The organism is Telluria beijingensis, assembly GCF_030770395.1.
In the GTDB taxonomy this organism is placed as follows: domain Bacteria; phylum Pseudomonadota; class Gammaproteobacteria; order Burkholderiales; family Burkholderiaceae_D; genus Telluria; species Telluria beijingensis.
The window spans coordinates 3781724-3801569 of the sequence record NZ_CP132480.1 but is presented as its reverse complement, the minus strand read 5'-3'; the positions used below and the strand labels follow the sequence as shown (position 1 = coordinate 3801569).

At 67.2% G+C, this 19846-nt stretch carries 17 protein-coding genes; 9 read left to right on the top strand and 8 right to left on the bottom strand.

Annotation, left to right across the window (positions count from 1 at the left end; translation table 11 throughout):
* Positions 1-159: 159 nt before the first annotated feature.
* Genes Q9246_RS16835 through argS form a run of 6 tightly spaced genes read right to left on the bottom strand, consistent with a single transcriptional unit; the run spans position 160 to position 5586 of the window.
* The gene (locus tag Q9246_RS16835; protein WP_306391801.1) at positions 160-897 is read right to left on the bottom strand and encodes an SPOR domain-containing protein; all 738 of its coding nucleotides are present in this window, start codon (positions 895-897) and stop codon (positions 160-162) included.
* A complete protein-coding gene (locus Q9246_RS16830; RefSeq protein WP_306391800.1) occupies positions 891-1634 on the bottom strand; it encodes a type III pantothenate kinase in 744 nt (247 codons plus the stop codon). The genes Q9246_RS16835 and Q9246_RS16830 overlap by 7 nt, the downstream gene beginning before the upstream one ends.
* Positions 1631-2395, bottom strand: coding sequence for a biotin--[acetyl-CoA-carboxylase] ligase (locus tag Q9246_RS16825; RefSeq protein WP_306391799.1), 765 nt, complete (start codon positions 2393-2395; stop codon positions 1631-1633). Before Q9246_RS16825 ends, Q9246_RS16830 begins: the two co-directional genes overlap by 4 nt.
* The gene (locus Q9246_RS16820; protein WP_306391798.1) at positions 2392-3174 is read right to left on the bottom strand and encodes an SDR family oxidoreductase; all 783 of its coding nucleotides are present in this window, start codon (positions 3172-3174) and stop codon (positions 2392-2394) included. Before Q9246_RS16820 ends, Q9246_RS16825 begins: the two co-directional genes overlap by 4 nt.
* Positions 3175-3181: 7 nt before the next feature.
* Complete coding sequence (locus tag Q9246_RS16815) at positions 3182-3847, bottom strand: SPOR domain-containing protein (RefSeq protein ID WP_306391797.1); 666 nt, start codon at positions 3845-3847, stop codon at positions 3182-3184.
* Positions 3848-3873: 26 nt separating this feature from the next.
* Positions 3874-5586 carry an arginine--tRNA ligase gene (gene argS / locus Q9246_RS16810; protein ID WP_306391796.1) on the bottom strand — a complete coding sequence of 571 codons (1713 nt, stop codon included), beginning with the start codon at positions 5584-5586 and terminating at the stop codon, positions 3874-3876.
* Positions 5587-5777: 191 nt separating this feature from the next.
* Here argS and rsmB point away from each other — a divergent pair, with 191 nt between their 5' ends.
* From rsmB to Q9246_RS16770, 8 genes are all read left to right on the top strand, one after another.
* Positions 5778-7406 (top strand): 16S rRNA (cytosine(967)-C(5))-methyltransferase RsmB, encoded by a 1629-nt coding sequence (gene rsmB / locus Q9246_RS16805; protein WP_306391795.1) that lies wholly within the window; start codon positions 5778-5780, stop codon positions 7404-7406.
* Positions 7407-7487: 81 nt separating this feature from the next.
* On the top strand, positions 7488-8024 hold the full coding sequence (locus Q9246_RS16800) for a DUF4390 domain-containing protein (protein ID WP_306391793.1): 537 nt from the start codon (positions 7488-7490) through the stop codon (positions 8022-8024).
* The gene (locus Q9246_RS16795; RefSeq protein ID WP_306391792.1) at positions 8014-10305 is read left to right on the top strand and encodes a sensor histidine kinase; all 2292 of its coding nucleotides are present in this window, start codon (positions 8014-8016) and stop codon (positions 10303-10305) included. Before Q9246_RS16800 ends, Q9246_RS16795 begins: the two co-directional genes overlap by 11 nt.
* Before the next feature lie 91 nt (positions 10306-10396).
* Positions 10397-11167, top strand: coding sequence for a response regulator (locus Q9246_RS16790; protein ID WP_306391791.1), 771 nt, complete (start codon positions 10397-10399; stop codon positions 11165-11167).
* Positions 11167-11604, top strand: coding sequence for a P-loop NTPase family protein (locus Q9246_RS16785; protein ID WP_306391790.1), 438 nt, complete (start codon positions 11167-11169; stop codon positions 11602-11604). The genes Q9246_RS16790 and Q9246_RS16785 overlap by 1 nt, the downstream gene beginning before the upstream one ends.
* 119 nt (positions 11605-11723) lie before the next feature.
* A complete protein-coding gene (locus Q9246_RS16780; RefSeq protein WP_005667861.1) occupies positions 11724-11981 on the top strand; it encodes a BTH_I0359 family protein in 258 nt (85 codons plus the stop codon).
* Between the two features lie 72 nt (positions 11982-12053).
* Positions 12054-12818, top strand: coding sequence for a class II glutamine amidotransferase (locus Q9246_RS16775; RefSeq protein ID WP_306391789.1), 765 nt, complete (start codon positions 12054-12056; stop codon positions 12816-12818).
* 74 nt (positions 12819-12892) lie between these two features.
* The gene (locus Q9246_RS16770; RefSeq protein WP_306391788.1) at positions 12893-14170 is read left to right on the top strand and encodes an EAL and HDOD domain-containing protein; all 1278 of its coding nucleotides are present in this window, start codon (positions 12893-12895) and stop codon (positions 14168-14170) included.
* Between the two features lie 275 nt (positions 14171-14445).
* Here the strand turns inward: Q9246_RS16770 and metH are convergent, their stop codons facing one another.
* Positions 14446-18213, bottom strand: a complete 3768-nt coding sequence (metH, locus tag Q9246_RS16765) for a methionine synthase (RefSeq protein ID WP_306391787.1) — start codon at positions 18211-18213, stop codon at positions 14446-14448.
* A gap of 240 nt (positions 18214-18453) precedes the next feature.
* On the opposite strand from metH, the gene Q9246_RS16760 reads away from it, so the two are divergent.
* Entirely contained in the window at positions 18454-18687 is a 234-nt protein-coding gene (locus Q9246_RS16760; RefSeq protein ID WP_306391786.1) for a BrnA antitoxin family protein, read from the top strand.
* 211 nt (positions 18688-18898) lie between these two features.
* On the opposite strand, the gene fmt is transcribed toward Q9246_RS16760, so the two are convergent.
* A complete protein-coding gene (gene fmt / locus Q9246_RS16755) occupies positions 18899-19846 on the bottom strand; it encodes a methionyl-tRNA formyltransferase (protein ID WP_306391785.1) in 948 nt (315 codons plus the stop codon).

The following is a 19846-nucleotide window of genomic DNA, read 5'->3' as shown; positions in this document are numbered from 1 at the left end:
GCTCGACGGTTCAGGCACTTCGGCTGGATCTTCGACCGGCGTTTCGTTGATCGTGTAGTCGAGCAGTAGCTGGGCGCTGGTCAGCCTGAGTACGGCGGCCGAGGCCGAGGCCGAGATGGCGGCGATGGCAGCGAACAGTGCAGCGGTAATAATCTGCCGTTATTCACACGTGCGCAAGCCGGCGTCCGGATAGTCCTCGGCAATCCCCGCCAGTCGCGTGCGCAGCGCCGGCTCGATCGCGCGGTATTGATAGACAGGGCGCTGCACTTGTGGCCCGCGCGGCAAGACCTGCACGCCGCGCACGCCCTGGCGCTGCAGTTGCGCGACCAGTTTGCGGGCCGCGCTATCGGTCTTGAACACGCCCAGCGAGATGGCCCAGCGCAGCGGCGAGTCGCCCTGCATGATGTAAAAATTCTCGACACCGCGCTCCTTGAGCTCGGCGGCGCGGCGCTGGGCGCCTTCGCGGCCGCCGCTGGGGGGCAGGTAGACCAGCCGGCTGCTCACTTCCTGGAACGGCACCTCGACCCGCGCCTGGCGCGCGCCCAGGCCCAGGCTGGCGACGCGCGCTTCGAAGCGGCGCGCATCGGACACGCTGAAGGGCCCGGCCTGGACGCAGGCGACCAGCTCCGGCGCGCTCGCCACCGGCGCGGCCGCGTTGGCCGGCGGCCGCGCGGTCCCGGATTCGGCGTCGGGCGCTTCGGCTGCCTGCGCCTCGGCCGCATCCAGCGCCTGCTTGGCCTGGACCGCCGTCAGCTGCGTCAGGCGTTCCGGCGCCAGCTGGTTCTTCAGCCGGCCCGGCTCGCGCTCGCCGGCGCCGGCATGGCCCAGCAGGCCCTGGCCATAGGCCAGCAGCGCCGCGTTCGCGGCCAGCAGCGCCCAGAAGACGAATTTCAACATCCGGTTTCCTCCTCGGTCCACGCGGCAACTGCCTGCAGCCCGACCAGCACGATATCGTCGACCACCGTGTGCGCGATTGTCAGCGCCGGCGCGATATGCGGCGCGGCGCCGCCCGAGACGATGCAGGCCGTCGCGCGGTGCCCGGCCACGGCGCGTTCGATGGCGCCGGCCTGGGCCGACAGCAGGCCGGACAGGATCGCGTCAATCGTATTGTCGCCGAACAGCGCCGGCAGGACGCCAGGGGCGACCTGCGGCAACTGGGCCGTGTTGCGGGCCAGGCTGGACGCCATCAGGGCCAGGCCGGGCAGGATCATGCCGCCGATGAAGACGCCTTCGGCGCTCACCGCGTCGACCGTGGTCGCGGTGCCGCAGGTCGCGACGACCAGGTCCTGGCCGGGCGCCAGCGCGCGCGCGCCGATGGCGGCGGCGAAGCGGTCGCAGCCCAGGCGGCCCGGCTCGCGGTAGCCGTTGCGCAGGCCGGCGCGCACCGAAGTCGAGGCGAACCATTCGACCGCGATCCCTGCAGGCAGCACGGCCGCGATCCGTTCGGCCAGCTGCGGGCCGGCCACGTTCGACACCAGCGCGCGGGTGGCGCCGCCGGCCGTCCACGCGGCCGCCAGCGTGTCCAGCTGCGCGTGCGGGACGGCGCCATGCGCGCGCCAGGCGCCGGGGCCGCAGTTGGCATCGACCAGCGCCCACTTGACGCGGGTATTGCCGGCATCGACCAGCAGCATCATGCCTTCACCCGCAGCGACACATCGCCGGCCATGATGGCGATGCGTCCTTCCATGGTGTCGAGCAGCAGGCGGCCGCTGTCGTCGACGCCGGCCGCTCGGCCCTCGTGGCGCACGACGCCGTTGTCCAGCAAGACCACGGTCTCGCCCTGCCAGGCGTGGCGCAGGTTCCAGCGCGCGGCGAAGGCCGCGAAGCCGCGTGCGGCGAATTCGCGCAAGGCCGCGGCCAGGCCGTCGAGCAGGGCCGCCATCAGGGCGTCGCGTTCCATGCGCGCCAGCCAGGGCAGGCCGGCGGCGCTGCGGCCCAGCCGCGTTTCCATCTCGTCCGGCATCAGGAGGTTCAGGCCGATGCCGATCACGGTCCAGGTGCCGCCGCCGGGCGCCGCCTGGGTCTCGACCAGGATGCCGGCCAGCTTGTCGCCATCCTTGAGCAGGTCGTTCGGCCATTTCAATTGCACCGGCTGGCCCAGCGCGCCGAGCGCCTCGGCCAGCGCCACGCCGATCGCCAGCGGCAGGCCGGTCAGAAGCTGCGGGCCGCCATCGAATTTCCAGGCCAGCGAAAAGGTCAGCGAGCCCTCGGGCGACGACAGCCAGCTGCGGCCGGCGCGCCCGCGCCCGGCGGTCTGGTGTTCGGCCACCAGCAGCAGCGGCGAGTCCAGCGAAGCGGCGCGCGCCAGCAGGTCGGCATTGGTGGAACCGGTCTGCGCCACCACTTCCACCGCCACCCCGGCGGTCGACAGGGCGCGGATGGCGTCGGCCTTCATGCTTCCCCCTGGCGCTGCTTGGTCGGCGCGCGCGCGAACAGGCGGTCGAACACGAAGTTCGGCAGCAGGCGCAGCAGCCTGGCCACGACGCCCATCTGCCACGGCAGCACGCGGTAGCTGTCGCCGCGCGCGATGGCGGCGACGGCGTGCGCCGCGAAGCGCTCGGCGGGCATCAGGAAGGGCATGGGAAAACGGTTTTTGCTGGTCATGGGGGTGGCGATATAACCGGGGGCGATGGTTACCACCCGGATGTTCGAGCCGCGCAGTTCGAGCCGCAGCGCCTCGCAATAGCTGTGGACCGCGGCCTTGCTGGCGCAATAGGCGCCGGCGCCGCGCATGCCGCGGATGCCCGCCACGCTGCCGATGCCCACCAGGCGGCAGGGCGTCGCCTGCTGCCGCATGGCGCCGATGAAGGGCGCGAAGGTAGCGACCGTGGCGTTGACGTTGGTCGCGAACACGGCGTCGAACACGGCCAGGTCGGCCGCGCGGTCGGTGAGCGTGCCGTGCGAGATGCCGGCGCTGGCGATGACGATGTCGGCGCCGCCATGAGCGACGAAGTCATGCGCGGCGGCCGTCAACGCTTCGCGATCGAGCACGTCGACCGAATAAATGTGATGGCGTTCGGGATTGGGCAACGAGGCGGCCAGCGCCACCAGGTGGTCCTGCCTTCGCGCCAGCAGGCCGAGGGTGGCGCCGCGCGCGGCGTACTCGCGCGCCAGGGCGGCGCCGATGCCGCTCGAGGCGCCGGTGATGAAGACGCGCTCCGGCCGCCGCGTCATGCCGCGGTCAGCGCTGGTTGCGCACGATGGCGACGTCGATGCCGCTGTCGAGCAGCTTGGCGCGCGCCTTGTTGACGGCTTCGACCTGCGTGTAGGGGCCGACCCGCACGCGGTGCAGCACGCCGCTGTCGGTGCTGCGGTCGGTGATCGCGGCCTCGAAGCCGAGCAGGGCCAGCTTGGCGCGGGTGTTTTCGGCGTCCGACATCTCGCGGAAGGCGCCGGCCTGCAGGTAATAGATATAACCGTCGGTCACGGCCGCCGCGCCAGGGGCGGGGGCGGCCGTGTTGACCGGGGCTGGCGGCGGTGGCGGCGCGCTCGGGCGCGGTTCCTGCATGCCGGCGATGGCGGCGCCCAGCGGGTCGGCATCGGGCTGCTGCTGGGAAGAAGGCGTGGGCGTGGGCGTGGCCGCCGGTGCGCTCGGCTGGGCCGGCGGCGCCTGCGGCACCGGGGCCCGGTTGCCGTACATCGGCTTGTTGGGATCGGACGCCTGGCTCGGCTCGAGGTCGGCCGGGCGGCCCATCTTGTTGGAACGATCGGTGAACGGCGAGGCGCCCTTGGTGATCACGAGCGCGACCGCCACCGCGATGCCCAGCCCGATGATCAGGCCGATGATGATGCCGGTCAGGGTGCTGCCGCGTTGGCGCAACGGGGAAAAGGAACGGATGACGGTCATGACGCTTTCTGTAGGTTGGCGGTTGCTTACATCTTGTCCGGCGCCGAGACGCCGATCAGGGCCAGGCCGTTGCGCAGCACCTGGCGGGTGGCGGCGGCCAGCGCCAGGCGGGCCAGCTTGAGCGCTTCGTCGTCGTCGAGCAGCCACTTGTGCGCGAAATAATAGCTGTGCAGTTCGCCGGCCAGTTCGCGCAGGTAGAACGCGACCTGGTGCGGGCCGAGTTCGGCCTGGGCGCGCTGCAGCATCTCCGGGTAGGCCGCCAGCTTGGCCAGCAGCTGCGACTCGTGCGGCTCGGTCAGCGGCGACAGGTCCACCGTGGCCAGGGTGGCGACGTCGCCGCCCCAGTTGGCCAGCGCCGAGCAGATGCGCGCGTGGGCGTACTGCACGTAGTAGACCGGGTTTTCGTCATTGGTCGCGAGGGCGACGTCAACGTCGAACACGAACTCGGTGTCGGCCTTGCGCGAGATCAGGAAGAAACGCACGGCGTCGCGGCCGCGCGTGACGTCGCCATTGCCCGACCATTCGATCAGGTCGCGCACGGTGACGTAGGAACCGGCGCGCTTGGAGATCTTGACCTCTTCGCCGTTCTTCATCACGGTGACCATCTTGTGCAGCACGTAGTCCGGGTAGCCCTGCGGGATGCCGATGTTCACCGCCTGCAGGCCGGCGCGCACGCGCGCGATGGTGCCGTGGTGGTCGCTGCCCTGGATATTGATCGCCTGGTCGAAGCCGCGGCGGAATTTCTGCATATGGTAGGCGACGTCGGGCACGAAATAGGTGTAGGTGCCGTCGGACTTGCGCATCACGCGGTCCTTGTCGTCGCCGTAGTCGGTGGTCTTGAGCCACAGGGCGCCGCCGTCTTCATACGTCTTGCCGGCGTCGACCAGGGCCTGCACCGCGCTTTCCACCTTGCCGTCGGCGTACAGCGACGACTCCAGGTAGTAATTGTCGAACTTGACCCCGAACGCTTGAAGATCCTGGTCCTGCTCGTTGCGCAGGTAGGTCACGGCGAAGCGGCGGATCGATTCGATGTCTTCCACGTCGCCGCTGGCGGTGGCCGGTGCGCCATCGCTGGCCGACACGGTCTTTTGCGCCAGGAAGTCGGCCGCGATGTCGGCGATGTAGTCGCCGTTATAGGCTGACTCGGGCCATTCGGCGTCGCCCGGCTTGAAGCCGCGCGCGCGCGCCTGCACCGAGGTGGCGAGGGTGGCGATCTGGACGCCGGCGTCGTTGTAGTAGAACTCGCGGGTGACTTCGATGCCCTGCGATTCGAACAGCGACGACAGTGCATCGCCCAGCGCAGCCTGGCGGCCGTGGCCGACGTGCAGCGGGCCGGTCGGGTTGGCCGAGACGAATTCGATGATCGCGTGGTGGCCGCTGGCGGCGCCGGCGCGGCCGAAGGCCTCGCCTTGCTCCAGCACGCTGCGCACCACCGACTGCTTGGCGGCGGCGGCCACGCGCAGGTTGATGAAGCCGGGGCCAGCGATGTCCAGCGATTCGATCAAGCCTTGCGCGCCGGGTTCTGCCTGCAGCGCGGCGACCAGGCGGGTAGCCAGTTCGCGCGGATTGGTCTTGAGCGGCTTGGCCAGCTGCATGGCGATATTGCAGGCGATGTCGCCGTGCGAAGGATCGCGCGGACGTTCCAGCACCACATTGGGGGTGAGGCCGCTGTCGGCGACGATCGGGGCGAGGGCTGCCTGGAACAGGGCAACGATTTGTTGTTTTTGTTGGGCGAGCATGGGAATGGTCGAAAATGGTAGGTGCAATAGACGGTGCCTGCTGAACAGGCAAACAGCCGTCATTATACTAGTTTGATGCCACGCTTTGGCGGCCTGCGGCGTTCGTCCTTGGCGGTCCGACAACCATATTAAGCGTCGCCAAAGGCATAACCGTTACAATGGGAGCCCATTTTCGCAACATTTTATTCGCCATGACTGACAAGCGTCCAACGCTCTCCCTGAAACCCAAGACCGGGCCCGCGGCCGACCGCCGCGCCACGGGCAAGGTCGGCCGCAATCCGGCCGCGGCCGGCCCGGCGCGGGGGCAGGGCGGTCATGGCAAGCCGGGTCCGGGCGCCACCGGCCAGCCGCGTCCCGGCAACCCCGACCAGCGCCCGGTCGGCAAGCCGCCGCGGGTGCAGGGCGGCGATTTCCCCGGCCACCAGGCGCGCGCTCAGCGTGAAGCGCGTGAAGATACCGCGGCCCCGCGCCTGCGGCAGAGCCACGAAGTGAAGGTCGCCCCCCAGCGCGACTTCCGTCCCGACCTGAAATCCGACTCGCTGGCGCTGGCGCTGCTGGGCGCCGCCAACGCGGTGGCGCGCGTGCGCGCCGGCAGCGCGCTGCCGCAGGCCCTGGCCGGCGTCTTCGCCGCCTATGACGCCACGCCCCAGGCGCGCGGCGCGATCCAGGACATCGCCTACCGCACCATGCGCCAGCTGGGCCGCAGCGAGACCCTGCTGGGCCTCATGACCAGCAAGGCGCCCGAGCCGCCGATGCTGGCCGGCCTGCTGGCGGCCGCCCTGAGCCTGCTCGACACGCCCGAGGGCCAGCCGGCCCCTTACGAGGCCTTCACCGTGGTCGACCAGGCCGTCAGCGCGGCTGCGGCCCACCCCGATTTCGCCCATGCCAAGGCCATGGTCAATGCCGTGCTGCGGCGCTTCCTGCGCGAGCGCGCCGGGCTGGTCGAAGAGGCCCTGCGCGAGCCGCTGGCGCGTTTCAACTATCCGCAATGGTGGATCGACACCATGCGCGCGGCCTATCCGCGCGACTGGGAAGCGGTGCTCGCGGCCGGCAACGTGCATCCGCCGCTGACCCTGCGCGTCAACGCGCGCAAGAGCGATGTTGGCGCTTACTTGCAAACCCTGAGTGACGCCGGCCTGCAGGCCGAGCAGGTGGGCCCGGGCGCGGTGCGCCTGGCGCAGGCCATCAACGTGGCCCAGATCCCGGGCTTTGCCGAAGGCGTGGTGTCGGTCCAGGATGCCGGCGCCCAGCTGGCCGCGCCGCTGCTCGACCTGCGCGACGGCATGCGCGTGCTGGACGCCTGCGCCGCCCCCGGCGGCAAGAGCGGCCACATCCTCGAGACGGCCGACGTGCAGCTGACTTCGGTCGACGCCGATCCGGCGCGCCTGGCGCGGGTGGGCGACAACCTGGGCCGCCTGGGCCTGGATGCGACCCTGCTGGCCGCCGACGCGGGCAGCCGCGACTGGTGGGATGGCCGTCAATACGACCGTATCCTGGCCGACGTGCCGTGCACCGCCTCGGGCATCGTGCGCCGCCACCCGGATATCCGCTGGCTGCGCCGCAAGTCGGATACATCCCAACTTGCAACACTTTCTTCCAAAATACTCGACAATCTTTGGCAGATGTTGCTGCCCGATGGTAAATTGCTGTTCGTGACATGTTCGCTCTGGCCCCAGGAATCGGAGGCGCAGGCAGCCGCTTTCGCGGCTCGCCATGACGCGGTCCGCCTCGACGCGCCAGGCCAACTCCTGCCGCTGGGCGGCGCCGGACAGGATCATGACGGTTTGTTCTACGCCCTGTTCCAGAAGAAAGCGGCGTAAGTTTTTACTACTACGCGCATTTTTTAAGGCCCCGGCTCACCCGTGACGTTACGATTTTTACGCCTCCTCGCCTGCCAGCTGATGCTGGCGCTTGCGTGCGTCGCTGCGTCCGCACAGGCCTGGGCGGCCGATGGCATCGAGATCAGCCGGGCCGCGATCGAATCCAGCGACGACGGCTACCGGCTCAACACGGTCTACGATTTCGAGCTCAACAGCGGCCTGCGGGACGCGCTCCAGCACGGCGTGCAACTGCATTTCACCACCGAGATCGAGCTGGTGCGACCCCGCTGGTGGTGGCGCGACGAGCGCGCCGTGTCCGCCAAGCGCACCATCCGCATCTCCTACGACGTGCTGACGCGCCAGTATTACGTGATGGTGGTCGGCGCGTTCCAGGAACGCTTCCAGACCTTCGAGGACGCGATGTTCATGGTGCGCCGGCCGACGCGCTGGCTGATCGCCCCCAAGGGCAAGCTCAAGCCGGGCGAGGTCTATGAAGTCTCGCTGCGCATGTACATGGACCGCGAATACCTGCAGAAACCGCTGCAGGTCAACGCCTTCAACGATTCCGACTGGCGCCTGACCTCCAGCCGGAAGACCTTTACCTATCGTGCAGAGTAGACCGGTCAACCAGGTCTTGCGCTACGCCCTCATCGTGGGCTGCGCGGTGGTGTGCATCCTGCTGTTCCTGCTCGCATCGGCCTCGGCCAATTCCGAATTCCTCGGCCGCTACTACGGCTGGCTGATCGGCCTGATCGGCGCCGTCGCCTTCGTGCTGCTGGCCTTCGTCGCGGTCGCGCTGGGCCGCCTGTATTCGCGACACAAGGCCGGCAAGTTCGGCTCGCGCCTGATGGCCAGGCTGGTGCTGCTGTTCGCCGGCATCGGCATCCTGCCGGGTGTCGTCATCTTCATGGTGTCGGTCAATTTCGTCTCCCATTCGATCGATTCCTGGTTCGACGTCAAGATCGAGTCGGCCATCGAGTCGGGCCTGAACCTGGGCCGCGCGGCGCTCGACGAATCGCTGGCTGAACTGGGCGCCACCGCGCAAACCGCCGCCGCAACCCTGGCCGGGCAGGGCGACATGAGCGCGCAGCCGGTGCTGGCGCGCCTGCTGGCCGATACCAGCGGCCTGCAAAGCGCGATGCTGGTCGACGAGAAGGGGGCGGTACTGGCCGCGGCCCTCGAAGACCGCGGCGCCAACCTCGCGGCCGACGCCCCCAACGAACGCATGCTGCGCAGCGCCGCCATGCCGGGCGGGTATGCGCTGGCCGAAGGTGGCGTCGACCGCGACCTGGGCGAGGATGCGGTGGATGGCGTCTCGAGCGCGCTCGACGCCGTCACCGGCCTGCGCCTGCGCGTGGTGCTGGCCGTGCCCGAGCCGCCCGGCGCGCCGCAGCGCTACCTGCAACTGCTGCAATCGGTGCCGGTCAACCTGGCCTCGAATGCCGAGGTGCTGCGCTCGGCCTACAGCGAATACCGGCTGCGCCTCGAGGCGCGCACCGGCCTGCGCAAGATGTATATCGGGATGCTGACCCTGACCCTGCTGCTGGCGATCTTCGGCGCGGTCGGCAGCGCCTTCCTGATCGCCAGCAACCTGGCGCAGCCGCTGCTGGTGCTGGCCGAAGGCACGCAGGCGGTGGCCGAGGGCGACCTGTCGCCGCGGCCGATCGTCGAGACCAGGGACGAACTGGGCACGCTGACCCAATCGTTCAATGCCATGACCGGCCAGCTGTTCGAGGCCCGGAGCGCGGTCGAGCGCAACCGCGCCGCGCTGCAAAGCGCAAAGGCCCACCTGGAGTCGGTGCTGGCGAACATGTCGGCCGGGGTGATCGTGCTCGACGCCGAGGGCGTGGTGGTCAATTCCAACGACGCCGCCTACCGCATCCTGCAGGTCGAGCCGGGCGCGATGGCCGGGCCGCTGGCGAAGATCGCGGGCCTGGAGCACTTCTCGAACTGCATCACGCGCGCCTTCTCGGCCCAGAGCGCGCACTCGGCCGCCGAACGCCGCAAGCGCGCCCACTGGCAGCAGCAGATCGAGATCCCGCGCGACGTGCACCGCAAGCCGGGCGCCGACGAGCACGAACACGACCTGGTGCTGCTGGCGCGCGGCTCGCGCCTGCCGGTCGGCGCCGACAGCGGCTTCATCGTGGTGTTCGACGATATCTCGGACGTGATCACGGCCCAGCGCTCGGTGGCCTGGGGTGAAGTGGCGCGACGCCTGGCGCACGAGATCAAGAACCCGCTCACGCCGATCCAGCTGGCGGCCGAGCGCATGCAGATGAAGCTCGAGGACAGCCTGCCGCCGAAAGAGGCCGAGCTGCTCAAGCGCGGCACCACCACCATCGTCAACCAGGTCGACGCCATGAAGCGCATGGTCGACGACTTCCGCGACTACGCGCGCACGCCGCCGGCGCTGCTCGACCAGCTCGACCTGAACGCCCTGATCGGCGAAATCCTGAATCTCTACCTGGCCGAGGACGGCCACGACATCATCCACGCCAGCCTGGCGCCGAACCTGCCGCGCGTGATGGGCGACGCCACCCAGCTGCGCCAGGTGATCCACAACCTGGTGCAGAACGCCCAGGATGCGCTGGTCGACCGCGGTCCGGATGCGCCGCCGCCGCGGGTCGACGTGAGCACCGAGGCGATCCACTACACCGGCGCCGATGGCCTGGCCGGGACCGCGGTGCGCCTGGCCATCGTCGACAACGGCCCCGGCTTCGCGCCGCGCATCCTGGCGCGCGCCTTCGAACCGTATGTGACCACCAAGGCCCGCGGCACCGGCCTCGGCCTTCCGATGGTGAAGAAAATCGTGGACGAACACGGCGGCCGGATCGACGTCGGCAACCGCCCGGATGGATCAGGCGCGGCGGTGTCGATTTTGCTGTTAAAGTTGGCCTGACATCCAGTCCCATCATCAAACTTGGCTTAAGTGCAAAAAAACTTATAAAATTGCACACATGACGGGTAGAAGATCAGGAAGGTAGAAAACGATGGCGAACATACTCGTAGTTGACGATGAAATGGGCATCCGCGAACTCCTGTCGGAGATTCTCGGCGACGAAGGCCATGCCATCACCCTGGCCGAGAACGCGCAGCAGGCGCGCGAGGCGCGCGCGGCCGCGACGCCAGACCTGGTGCTGCTCGATATCTGGATGCCGGACACCGACGGTGTGACCCTGCTCAAGGAATGGCAGCGCGACGGCCTGTTGACGATGCCGGTCATCATGATGTCGGGCCATGCGACCATCGACACCGCGGTCGAGGCGACCCGCATCGGGGCCCTGAATTTCCTTGAAAAGCCGATCGCCCTGCAAAAGCTGCTCAAGGCGGTCCAGCAGGGCCTGACCCGCGCACAAGAGGTGGCGCGCGCGCCGATGGCGCCGCCGCGGCCGATCGCGCCGAGCGCGCCGCCGGCCGCAAGCGATGCGGGCATCGCCGCCATCTCGCAACCCGGCGCACCGATGTTCGCGCCGCCGAGTGCGCAGCCTGGCGCCGGCCTGGGCCTCGGCGTGACCAATGGCTCGCGCATGGTGCATGCGGTATCGCAAGGCGAGGGCACTGGCTATACGCTGTCCTTCGACCTGCCGCTGCGCGAAGCGCGCGACGCCTTCGAGCGCATGTACTTCGAACACCACCTGGGCCGCGAAGGCGGCAGCATGACGCGCGTGGCCGAGAAGACCGGCCTCGAGCGCACCCACCTGTACCGCAAGCTCAAGCAGCTGGGCGTCGAACCGGGCAAGCTCTCCAAGAAAGGGGGCTGATGGCCCGCACGGCCACCGTTCTCGTCACCGGGCCCAGCGCCGCCGCACGCGAACAGGCGATCGCGGCGCTGCTGGCCGCGCCTTCGATACCTGCTGTCGTTGCCACTCCCGCTTCCGTCTCCGGCGCGCCTGCGGCCGGGGAGGGGGCGTCCGTTCCCGCACAAGACCTGAGCGCCGTTATCCTCGAAGGACTCGGCGTGGCCGCCACGCCCCTGGAATCCGGCCCCGGCCTGCAGGTGGTGCGGATCGCCCCCGGTTGCCTGTGCTGCGACAGCAATCTCGTTTTGCGTGTAACATTGAATCGACTGTTACGCCAACGCCCTCGACAGTTGTTTATCGGCCTGGCGAGCAGCGAACACCTTGATCAGTTGCGATCGTGGCTTGCAGCGCCGCCATACGATCAGCTGTTGGCCCTGGGCCCGACCGTGCAAGCCTGAACGACATCGTGATGGTCTTGAAATCGGTTCGGACAGCCCCACCTCTGAAGCGAAGTGAACAGCCTGCCGTACGCCGCCATGCCGCAGGGTTGCACTAATTTCTGATCGAAGGAGTCATCATGAACATGATCTATAACAGCGAACAGTACAGCGTCGTCGAGTTCGGCGTCGACCGTGAACTCGAAGCGCTGCGATTTGGCGGCTTCGAGATCGTCGACAAGGCCGGCCGGCGCGAGGCCTTCATCGGCGGCCGCCTCGCGCAATCGTTCCGGCGCGACGTCAACAACCTGATTGCCAGCGAGCCGACGATGGAAGAAATCGACGACTTCCTGGGCTCGTACGACACGCTCATGAGCCAGCCGGTCGTGCTGCACTAAAGTTCATCAGCGCCATTGTCTTTCAAGGCGATGGCGCTGTCTTACCGGCTTCGGCATGGTAAGCTGCGCGCCATGTGCCAGCTACTCGGAATGAACTGCAATGTCCCAACCGACATTGTCTTCTCTTTTACCGGCTTCGCCCACCGCGGCGGCCGTACCGACACCCACCACGACGGCTGGGGAATCGCCTTCTTCGAGGGCAGCGGCGTACGCCACTTCGTCGACCACCAGGCCGCCATCGCCTCGCCGATCGCCGAACTGATCAAGCGCTATCCGATCAAGTCCACCAACGTCATCGCCCATATCCGCAAGGCCACCGTCGGCCACGTGGCGCTGGAAAACTGCCATCCCTTCGTGCGCGAACTGTGGGGCCGCTACTGGGTCTTCGCGCATAACGGCGACCTCAGGGATTTCGCACCGACGCTCGACGGCGCCTTCCGCCCGGTTGGCACGACCGACAGCGAGCTGGCCTTCTGCTACCTGCTGCAATGCATGCGCCGCGAATTCGGCGACACCGCGCCGGGCCGCGAGGCCTTGCGCGGCCTGCTCGAGCGCGTCATTCCCGGCATCGCCGCCCACGGCACCTTCAATATGATGCTGTCCGACGGTACCGCGCTGTTCACCCATTGCTCGACCAAGCTGTGCTACGTGGTGCGCAAGTATCCGTTCGTGACGGCCTGCCTGTCGGACGAAGACCTGTCGGTCGACTTCTCGCAGGTGACCACGCCGAACGATCGGGTCGCGATCATCGTCACCGAGCCGCTGACGACGAACGAGGAATGGACCCATTTCGCGCCGGGTGAACTCAAGGTGTTCGTGGACGGCTTGCCACAGTAAATACTGGTGCCAACAGGACACATACCGCGGTGGATGCGGTAAAGTAGTCCTGTTGACGCGAGAATGAGAACGAGATGACCGATACCGCCAGCCTCGACGAGGCCACCCAGCCCCTGCGCATGCGCAACTTCTACCTTGCACGCCAGCCGGTGCTGGACCGCAACCAGGCGTTGTTCGGCTATGAGCTGCTGTTCCGCGGTAGCGCCCAGGGCCCGGCCCATTTCGATTCCGGGCTGTCGGCCAGCGCCAGCGTCATCCACCACGCGTCCCAGCTCGGCCTGCCGCGCGCGATCGGCGACGCCCACGCCTTCATCAACGTCGACAAGGACGTCCTGATGAGCGATATGTTCGCCTTCCTGCCGCGCGAGCGCACGGTGCTGGACATCGTCGGTTCGGTCGAGCCGGACGACGAGGTCATCGCGCGCATGCGCACGCTGTGTTCGCATGGCTTCCGTTTCGCAGCCGAGGCGGCGGCCCACGGGCCGGCCCTGGCGCGCCTGCTGCCGGTGATCGAGTACGTCAAGATGGACGTGCGCGCGCTGCCGGCCGCGACCCTGCTGTCGCTGGCGCCGCGCCTGCGCACCACGGGCAAGCGGCTGGTGGCCGAGAAGGTCGAGGACCATGCCGAATACCGCACCTGCCTCGACATCGGCTTCGACTACTTCCAGGGCTATTATTTCGCCAAGCCGTCGGTGATCGCCAGCCGCAAGCTGTCGCCATCGCAGGTCACGGTGCTCGACCTGATGAACCTGGTGACCTCGGATGCCGACAATGCCGAGATCGAGCGCCTGGTCAAACGCGAGGTGACGATCGGCCTGAACCTGCTGCGCCTGGTGAACACGCCGGCGGTGGGGGCCGGGCGGCGCATCGAATCGATCAGCCAGGCCTTGAGCCTGCTGGGCCGGCGCCAGCTGCAGCGCTGGCTGCAGATCCTGCTGTATGCCGAACCGGACGTGCGCGGCCACAGCCAGAGCCCCTTGCTGCAGCTGGCCACTACCCGCGCGCGCCTGATGGAACTGCTGGCCCAGCGCCTGCGTCCCGGCCAGAAGAACGTCGCCGACGTCGCTTTCACGGTGGGCATGATGTCGCTGATGGACACGCTGTTCTGCATGCCGATGATGGACATCGTGGAACAGATCCCCGTGATCGACGAAGTGCGCGCGGCCTTGCTGCAGCGGGCCGGCTTCTTCGGCGAGCTGCTGAAACTGGCCGAGTCGATCGAGCGCATGGACGACGAGGGCGACGAGCTGCTGGCGGGGCTCAAGACCCTGTCGATGGATGGTGACGACCTGGCCGAGCTCGAGGTGTCGGCGTTCGAGTGGAGCGACAAGGTGGTGCGGTACGCGATTTGAGTTGACCGCAAAAACTCGTTAGCGCCAGCACGTTGTTAGCGCCAGCCCGTTGTTAGCGCCAGCACGTTGTTAGCGCCAGCCCGTTGTTAGCGCCAGCACGTTGTTAGCGCGTGCACGTAGTTAGCGCGTGCACGTTGTTAGCGCGTGCACGTTGTTAGCGCGTGCACGTCGTTCCCGCGCAGGCGGGAACCCAAGTACTTCGAGTAGTCGATATCGTCGAACGTATCATCAGCTCAAGCGAACTTGGGTTCCCGCCTTCGCGGGAACGACGTTGATCACAAGTTCGGGGCCAGGTGCCGCTCGACGTCGGCCTTGTCCATCCCGCGCCGCTGCGCCATGTCCTCGACCTGGTCGTTACCGATCTTCCCGACCACGAAATACTTCGATTGCGGGTGCGCGAAGTAGAAGCCCGACACCGCCGCGCCCGGATACATCGCATACGACTCGGTCAGCTCCATCCCGATCTCTTCGGCCTGCAGCGTGCGGAACACGTCGGCCTTGACCGTGTGCTCGGGGCAGGCCGGATAGCCCGGCGCCGGACGGATGCCCTGGTATTCCTCGGCGATCAGCGCCTCGTTCGACAGGTCTTCGTTCGCCACGTAGCCCCACAGGTCGGTGCGCACGCGCTCGTGCAGGTATTCGGCGAAGGCTTCGGCCAGGCGGTCGGCCAGCGACTTGAGCATGATCGACGAATAGTCGTCATGCGCCGCCTCGAAGCGCTGTTCGTGCTTCTCGATGCCCAGGCCTGCGGTGACGGCGAACATGCCGATATAGTCCTGGATACCGCTGTCCTTGGGCGCGATGAAGTCGGCCAGGCACTGGTTGGGCCGTTGCACGCCATCGACGACCGGCCGCACGCCCTGCTGGCGCAGGCCGTAATAGGTGAAGGCGACTTCCTGGCGCGCGTCGTCGGTGTAGACCTCGATGTCGTCGTCGTTGACCGTATTGGCCGGCAGCAGGGCGATCGCGCCATTGGCGGTGAGCCAGCGGCCTTCGATGATCTTCTTGAGCATGGCCTGGCCTTCGGCGTAGACCTTGGTCGCGGCCTCGCCCACCACTTCGTCGTCAAGGATGGCGGGGAAGGGGCCGGCCAGGTCCCAGGTCTGGAAGAACGGGCCCCAGTCGATGTAGCGCGCGATCAGGCCCAGGTCGACATTTTTAAAGATGCGGCGCCCGATGAACTTGGGCTTCACCGGCGCAAAGTCGAGCTTCGCCTTGTTGGCGCGCGCCTGTTCGAGCGTCACCATCGGCAGCGCCTTCTTGCCGGCGTGCTGGATGCGGATGCGTTCGTAGTCTTGCGCCAGTTCGATGATGTAGGCGGCCTTGGTGTCGTCGGTGACCAGCGCCTGGCCGACCGAGACCGAGCGCGAGGCGTCCGGCACATAGACCACCGGGCCGTCGTAGTGCGGCGCGATCTTGACCGCAGTGTGGGCACGGCTGGTGGTGGCGCCGCCGATCAGCAGCGGCACCTGGCGCTCGCGGAACCACGGGTCGCGCTGCATCTCGCGCGCGACGTGGGCCATCTCCTCGAGCGACGGCGTGATCAGGCCAGACAGGCCGACCATGTCGGCGTTTTCTTCCTTGGCGCGCGCCAAAATGTCGGCGCAGGGCACCATCACGCCCATGTTCACGATCTCGAAGTTATTACATTGCAGGACCACCGAGACGATGTTCTTGCCGATGTCGTGCACGTCGCCCTTGACGGTGGCGATCACCATCTTGCCCTTCGGCTTGGCGACGATGCCGGTGCGGGCTTCTTCCGCCGCCTTTTCTTCTTCGATAAACGGCACCAGGTGCGCCACGGCCTGCTTCATCACCCGCGCCGATTTCACCACCTGCGGCAGGAACATCTTGCCCTGGCCGAACAGGTCACCGACGATGTTCATGCCATCCATCAGTGGGCCTTCGATCACGTGGATCGGGCGGCCGTTCGCCGCCAATACCTGCTGGCGCATCTCTTCGGTGTCTTCGACGATCCACTGCGTGATGCCGTGCACCAGCGCGTGCGCCAGGCGCTTCTCGACCGGGCCATTCCTCCACTCGAGGTTCTGTTCCTGCCTGGCGCCGCCAGCCTTCAGGGTGCCGGCGAATTCGATCATGCGCTCGGTCGCATCCTTGCGGCGGTTCAGCACCACGTCTTCCACCCGTTCGCGCAGCTCCGGATCGAGGTCGTCGTAGACGCCGACCATGCCGGCGTTGACGATGCCCATCGTGAGGCCAGCCTTGATCGCGTGGTACAGGAACACGGTGTGGATCGCCTCGCGCGCCGGGTCGTTGCCGCGGAAGCTGAACGACACGTTCGACACGCCGCCCGAGATCTTCGCATGCGGCAGGTTGGCGCGGATCCAGGCGCAGGCCTCGATGAAGTCGTTGGCGTAGTTGTCGTGTTCCTCGATGCCGGTGGCGATGGCAAAGATGTTCGGATCGAAGATGATGTCTTCGGGCGGGAAGCCCACCTGCTCGACCAGCACCTTGTAGGCGCGGCCGCAGATCTCGGCCTTGCGCGCGAAGGTATCGGCCTGGCCCTGCTCGTCGAACGCCATCACGATCACGGCGGCGCCGTAGCGGCGGCACAGGATGGCCTGGCGGATGAATTCCTCCTCGCCTTCCTTCATCGAGATCGAGTTGACGATGGCCTTGCCCTGCACGCATTTCAGGCCCGCCTCGATCACCGACCATTTGGAAGAGTCGATCATCACCGGCACCCGCGAGATATCGGGCTCCGAGGCGATCAGGTTCAGGAAGCGCGTCATGGCCGCCTGCGAATCGAGCATCGCCTCGTCCATATTGATGTCGATGACCTGGGCGCCGTTCTCGACCTGCTGGCGCGCGACCGACAGCGCCTCGTCGAACTGCTCGTTCAGGATCATGCGCGCGAACGCCTTCGAGCCGGTGACATTGGTGCGCTCGCCGACGTTGACGAACAGCGACGATTCGTCGATGGTGAACGGCTCCAGGCCCGACAGGCGCATCGCGACCGGCACTTCGGGCACCTGGCGCGGCGTCTGCGTCTCGAGGATCTTCGCGATCGCCGCGATGTGCTCGGGCGTGGTGCCGCAGCAGCCGCCGGCGATGTTGATGAAGCCGGCGTCGGCGAATTCGCGCAGCAGGGCGGACGTATCGGCCGGCAGCTCGTCGAAGCCGGTATCGCTCATCGGATTGGGCAGGCCGGCATTCGGGTAGATGCAGACGAAGGTGTCGGCAATGTTCGACAGCTCTTGCGCGTAGGGGCGCATCAGCGCCGCCCCGAGCGCGCAATTGAGGCCGATGGTCAGCGGCTTCGCATGGCGCACCGAATTCCAGAATGCCGGCACGGTCTGGCCCGACAGGATGCGGCCCGAGGCGTCGGTGACGGTGCCCGAGATCATCAGCGGCAGGCGCGGGGTCTCCGGATGCTCGTCGAAATACTGGTCGATCGCGAATAGCGCCGCCTTGCAGTTCAGGGTGTCGAAGATGGTCTCGACCAGCAGCAGGTCGGCGCCGCCGTCGACCAGGCCGCGCACCTGCTCGTGGTAGGAAGCGACCAGCTGGTCGAAGGTGACGTTGCGCGCCGCCGGGTCGTTGACGTCGGGCGAGATCGAGGCCGTCTTCGGGGTTGGGCCCAGGGCGCCGGCGACGAAGCGCGGCTTATCCGGCGTGGAGTATTTGTCGCAGGCGGCGCGCGCGAGCCGGGCCGCTTCGACGTTCATCTCGTAGGCCAGGTGCGCCATGTGGTAATCCTCCTGCGCCACGCCGGTGGCGCCGAAGGTATTGGTCTCGACCAGGTCGGCGCCGGCGGCCAGGTAGCGCTCGTGGATTTCCTGGATGACGTGGGGCTGGGTGAGCGTCAGCAGCTCGTTATTCCCCTTCACGAACAGCTCGCGCTGGCCGGCCCCCTCGGGCGCCGCGAACGTCGCGAAGCGTTCGCCGCGGTAGGCCGCTTCATCGAGCTTGTACTGCTGGATGATCGTGCCCATCGCGCCATCCAGGATCATGATGCGCCGTGCGAGGATCTCACGCAGCTGGGTTTCGATCGGGGAGATGGCGGGCGTACGGGCGTTCATGATGGCGGTTTTTCCAGGATGCGGCTTGACAGGCCGATTGACATTGGGCGGTCTACGATTATACGTCATGCGGCCGGATCGCCCCGGCGGAGGGCCTGTGTATGTATCGTTATGTATTCAAGTGCGCATGCGTTACATAGCGTTACATTTGATGGGGTGGCTGCAATCTTTACGATACATGGCGCAACGACAATCAAGGTCCGCCTCCACGAGTGGCGAACGTAAAGATGGGATAACCGCATGAACAAAGAATATCAACCGGATTGGGATCAAGCCATGGACCGCAACCCGGAGCCAGCAATGTCGTCGAAGCCACAAGTCGCCAGCAGCAACGGTGTGAAACAGATCGTCACGATCCGCCTGGATGTGGATATGCTTGAATGGTTCAAGGGCGCAGGCCCCGGCTACCAGACCCGCATCAACCAGGTGCTGCGTGAGCACATGGACAACCAGCGTACGTCGCAGGTTGAATGAATTGACTGAATGGCGTCGTTGCGACGCCTTTCTTCGTTAGCTCGAAAACGTCGTCCCCGCGAAGGCGGGGACCCAAGTTTCTCAATGCACCACTTACTTTGACCGGAGTGGCAGCGCTAAATACTTGGGTCCCCGCCTTCGCGGGGAGTTCTTTTTGCCAGTGGCAAAAAGAACGGTTTTTGCAAACGATTTCTTGTGTGCAGCGGGCGACTCAGGCGAACTTCAAGCCCGCCAGCGCAAAGCTCTTCACGAACTCCGCCGCCCCCAGGCGCCTGCCACCCGGCTTTTGCAACTCCAGCACCCGCAGCGCACCTTCGCCGCAGGCGATGACGACACCATCCGCGTCGGCGCGCAAGACCTGTCCCGGTTCGCCGCTGCCGTCGGCCGGCTGCGCGGACCAGAACTTCACCGTCACGCCATTCACCAGCCCATTCGCGCCCGGGAAGGGATTGAAGGCTCGCACCTTGCGCGCCAACGCCTCGGCCGGCAGGCTGAAATCGAGCTTCGCTTCTTCCTTGCCGATCTTGGCCGCATAAGTCACGCCTTCTTCGGGCTGCGGCGTCGCCTGCACGCTGCCTGCCTCGATCTTGCGCAGCGCCTCGACGATCATGCGTCCGCCCAGCGCGGCCAGCGTGTCGTGCAGGCTGCCGGTGGTGTCCTGCGGCCCGATTGGCACGCGCTCCATGGTCAGCATCGGGCCCGTATCGAGCCCTTCTTCCATCTCCATGATGGTTACGCCGGTTTCCAGGTCGCCCACCTCGATCGCGCGGTGGATCGGCGCCGCGCCGCGCCAGCGCGGCAGCAGCGAACCGTGGATATTGATGCAGGGGCGGATGTCGAGCGTGCTGCGCGGCAGGATCAGGCCATAGGCCGCGACCACCATCACGTCGTAGTCGAGCGCCTGCAACTGTTCATGCGCAGCGACTGCCTGCGCGGCGCGTTCCGGATCCTTCGCATCCATGCGCAGCGACAGCGGCTGCGCCACCGGCATGCCGTGGGCCAGCGCATACTGCTTCACGCTTGACGCCTGCAACTGCATGCCGCGCCCGGCGGGGCGGTCGGGCTGGGTCAGGACCAGCGGAATCTCGAAACCGGCCTCGTGCAGGGCACGCAGGGCGACGGCGGCGAACTCGGGGGTGCCGGCGAAGACGACTTTCAT

Bases quoted from the DNA above. Each gene is read 5' to 3' on its own strand.
- Q9246_RS16780 (WP_005667861.1), top strand. From the start codon at position 11,724: ATGAACATGATCTATAACAGCGAACAGTACAGCGTCGTCGAGTTCGGC.
- Q9246_RS16760 (WP_306391786.1), top strand. From the start codon at position 18,454: ATGAACAAAGAATATCAACCGGATTGGGATCAAGCCATGGACCGCAAC.
- Q9246_RS16775 (WP_306391789.1), top strand. From the start codon at position 12,054: ATGTGCCAGCTACTCGGAATGAACTGCAATGTCCCAACCGACATTGTC.
- Q9246_RS16785 (WP_306391790.1), top strand. From the start codon at position 11,167: ATGGCCCGCACGGCCACCGTTCTCGTCACCGGGCCCAGCGCCGCCGCA.
- fmt (WP_306391785.1), bottom strand. From the start codon at position 19,846: ATGAAAGTCGTCTTCGCCGGCACCCCCGAGTTCGCCGCCGTCGCCCTG.
- Q9246_RS16820 (WP_306391798.1), bottom strand. From the start codon at position 3,174: ATGACGCGGCGGCCGGAGCGCGTCTTCATCACCGGCGCCTCGAGCGGC.
- Q9246_RS16770 (WP_306391788.1), top strand. From the start codon at position 12,893: ATGACCGATACCGCCAGCCTCGACGAGGCCACCCAGCCCCTGCGCATG.
- Q9246_RS16825 (WP_306391799.1), bottom strand. From the start codon at position 2,395: ATGAAGGCCGACGCCATCCGCGCCCTGTCGACCGCCGGGGTGGCGGTG.
- metH (WP_306391787.1), bottom strand. From the start codon at position 18,213: ATGAACGCCCGTACGCCCGCCATCTCCCCGATCGAAACCCAGCTGCGT.
- Q9246_RS16790 (WP_306391791.1), top strand. From the start codon at position 10,397: ATGGCGAACATACTCGTAGTTGACGATGAAATGGGCATCCGCGAACTC.
- Q9246_RS16830 (WP_306391800.1), bottom strand. From the start codon at position 1,634: ATGATGCTGCTGGTCGATGCCGGCAATACCCGCGTCAAGTGGGCGCTG.
- rsmB (WP_306391795.1), top strand. From the start codon at position 5,778: ATGACTGACAAGCGTCCAACGCTCTCCCTGAAACCCAAGACCGGGCCC.
- Q9246_RS16835 (WP_306391801.1), bottom strand. From the start codon at position 897: ATGTTGAAATTCGTCTTCTGGGCGCTGCTGGCCGCGAACGCGGCGCTG.
- argS (WP_306391796.1), bottom strand. From the start codon at position 5,586: ATGCTCGCCCAACAAAAACAACAAATCGTTGCCCTGTTCCAGGCAGCC.
- Q9246_RS16815 (WP_306391797.1), bottom strand. From the start codon at position 3,847: ATGACCGTCATCCGTTCCTTTTCCCCGTTGCGCCAACGCGGCAGCACC.
- Q9246_RS16800 (WP_306391793.1), top strand. From the start codon at position 7,488: ATGCTGGCGCTTGCGTGCGTCGCTGCGTCCGCACAGGCCTGGGCGGCC.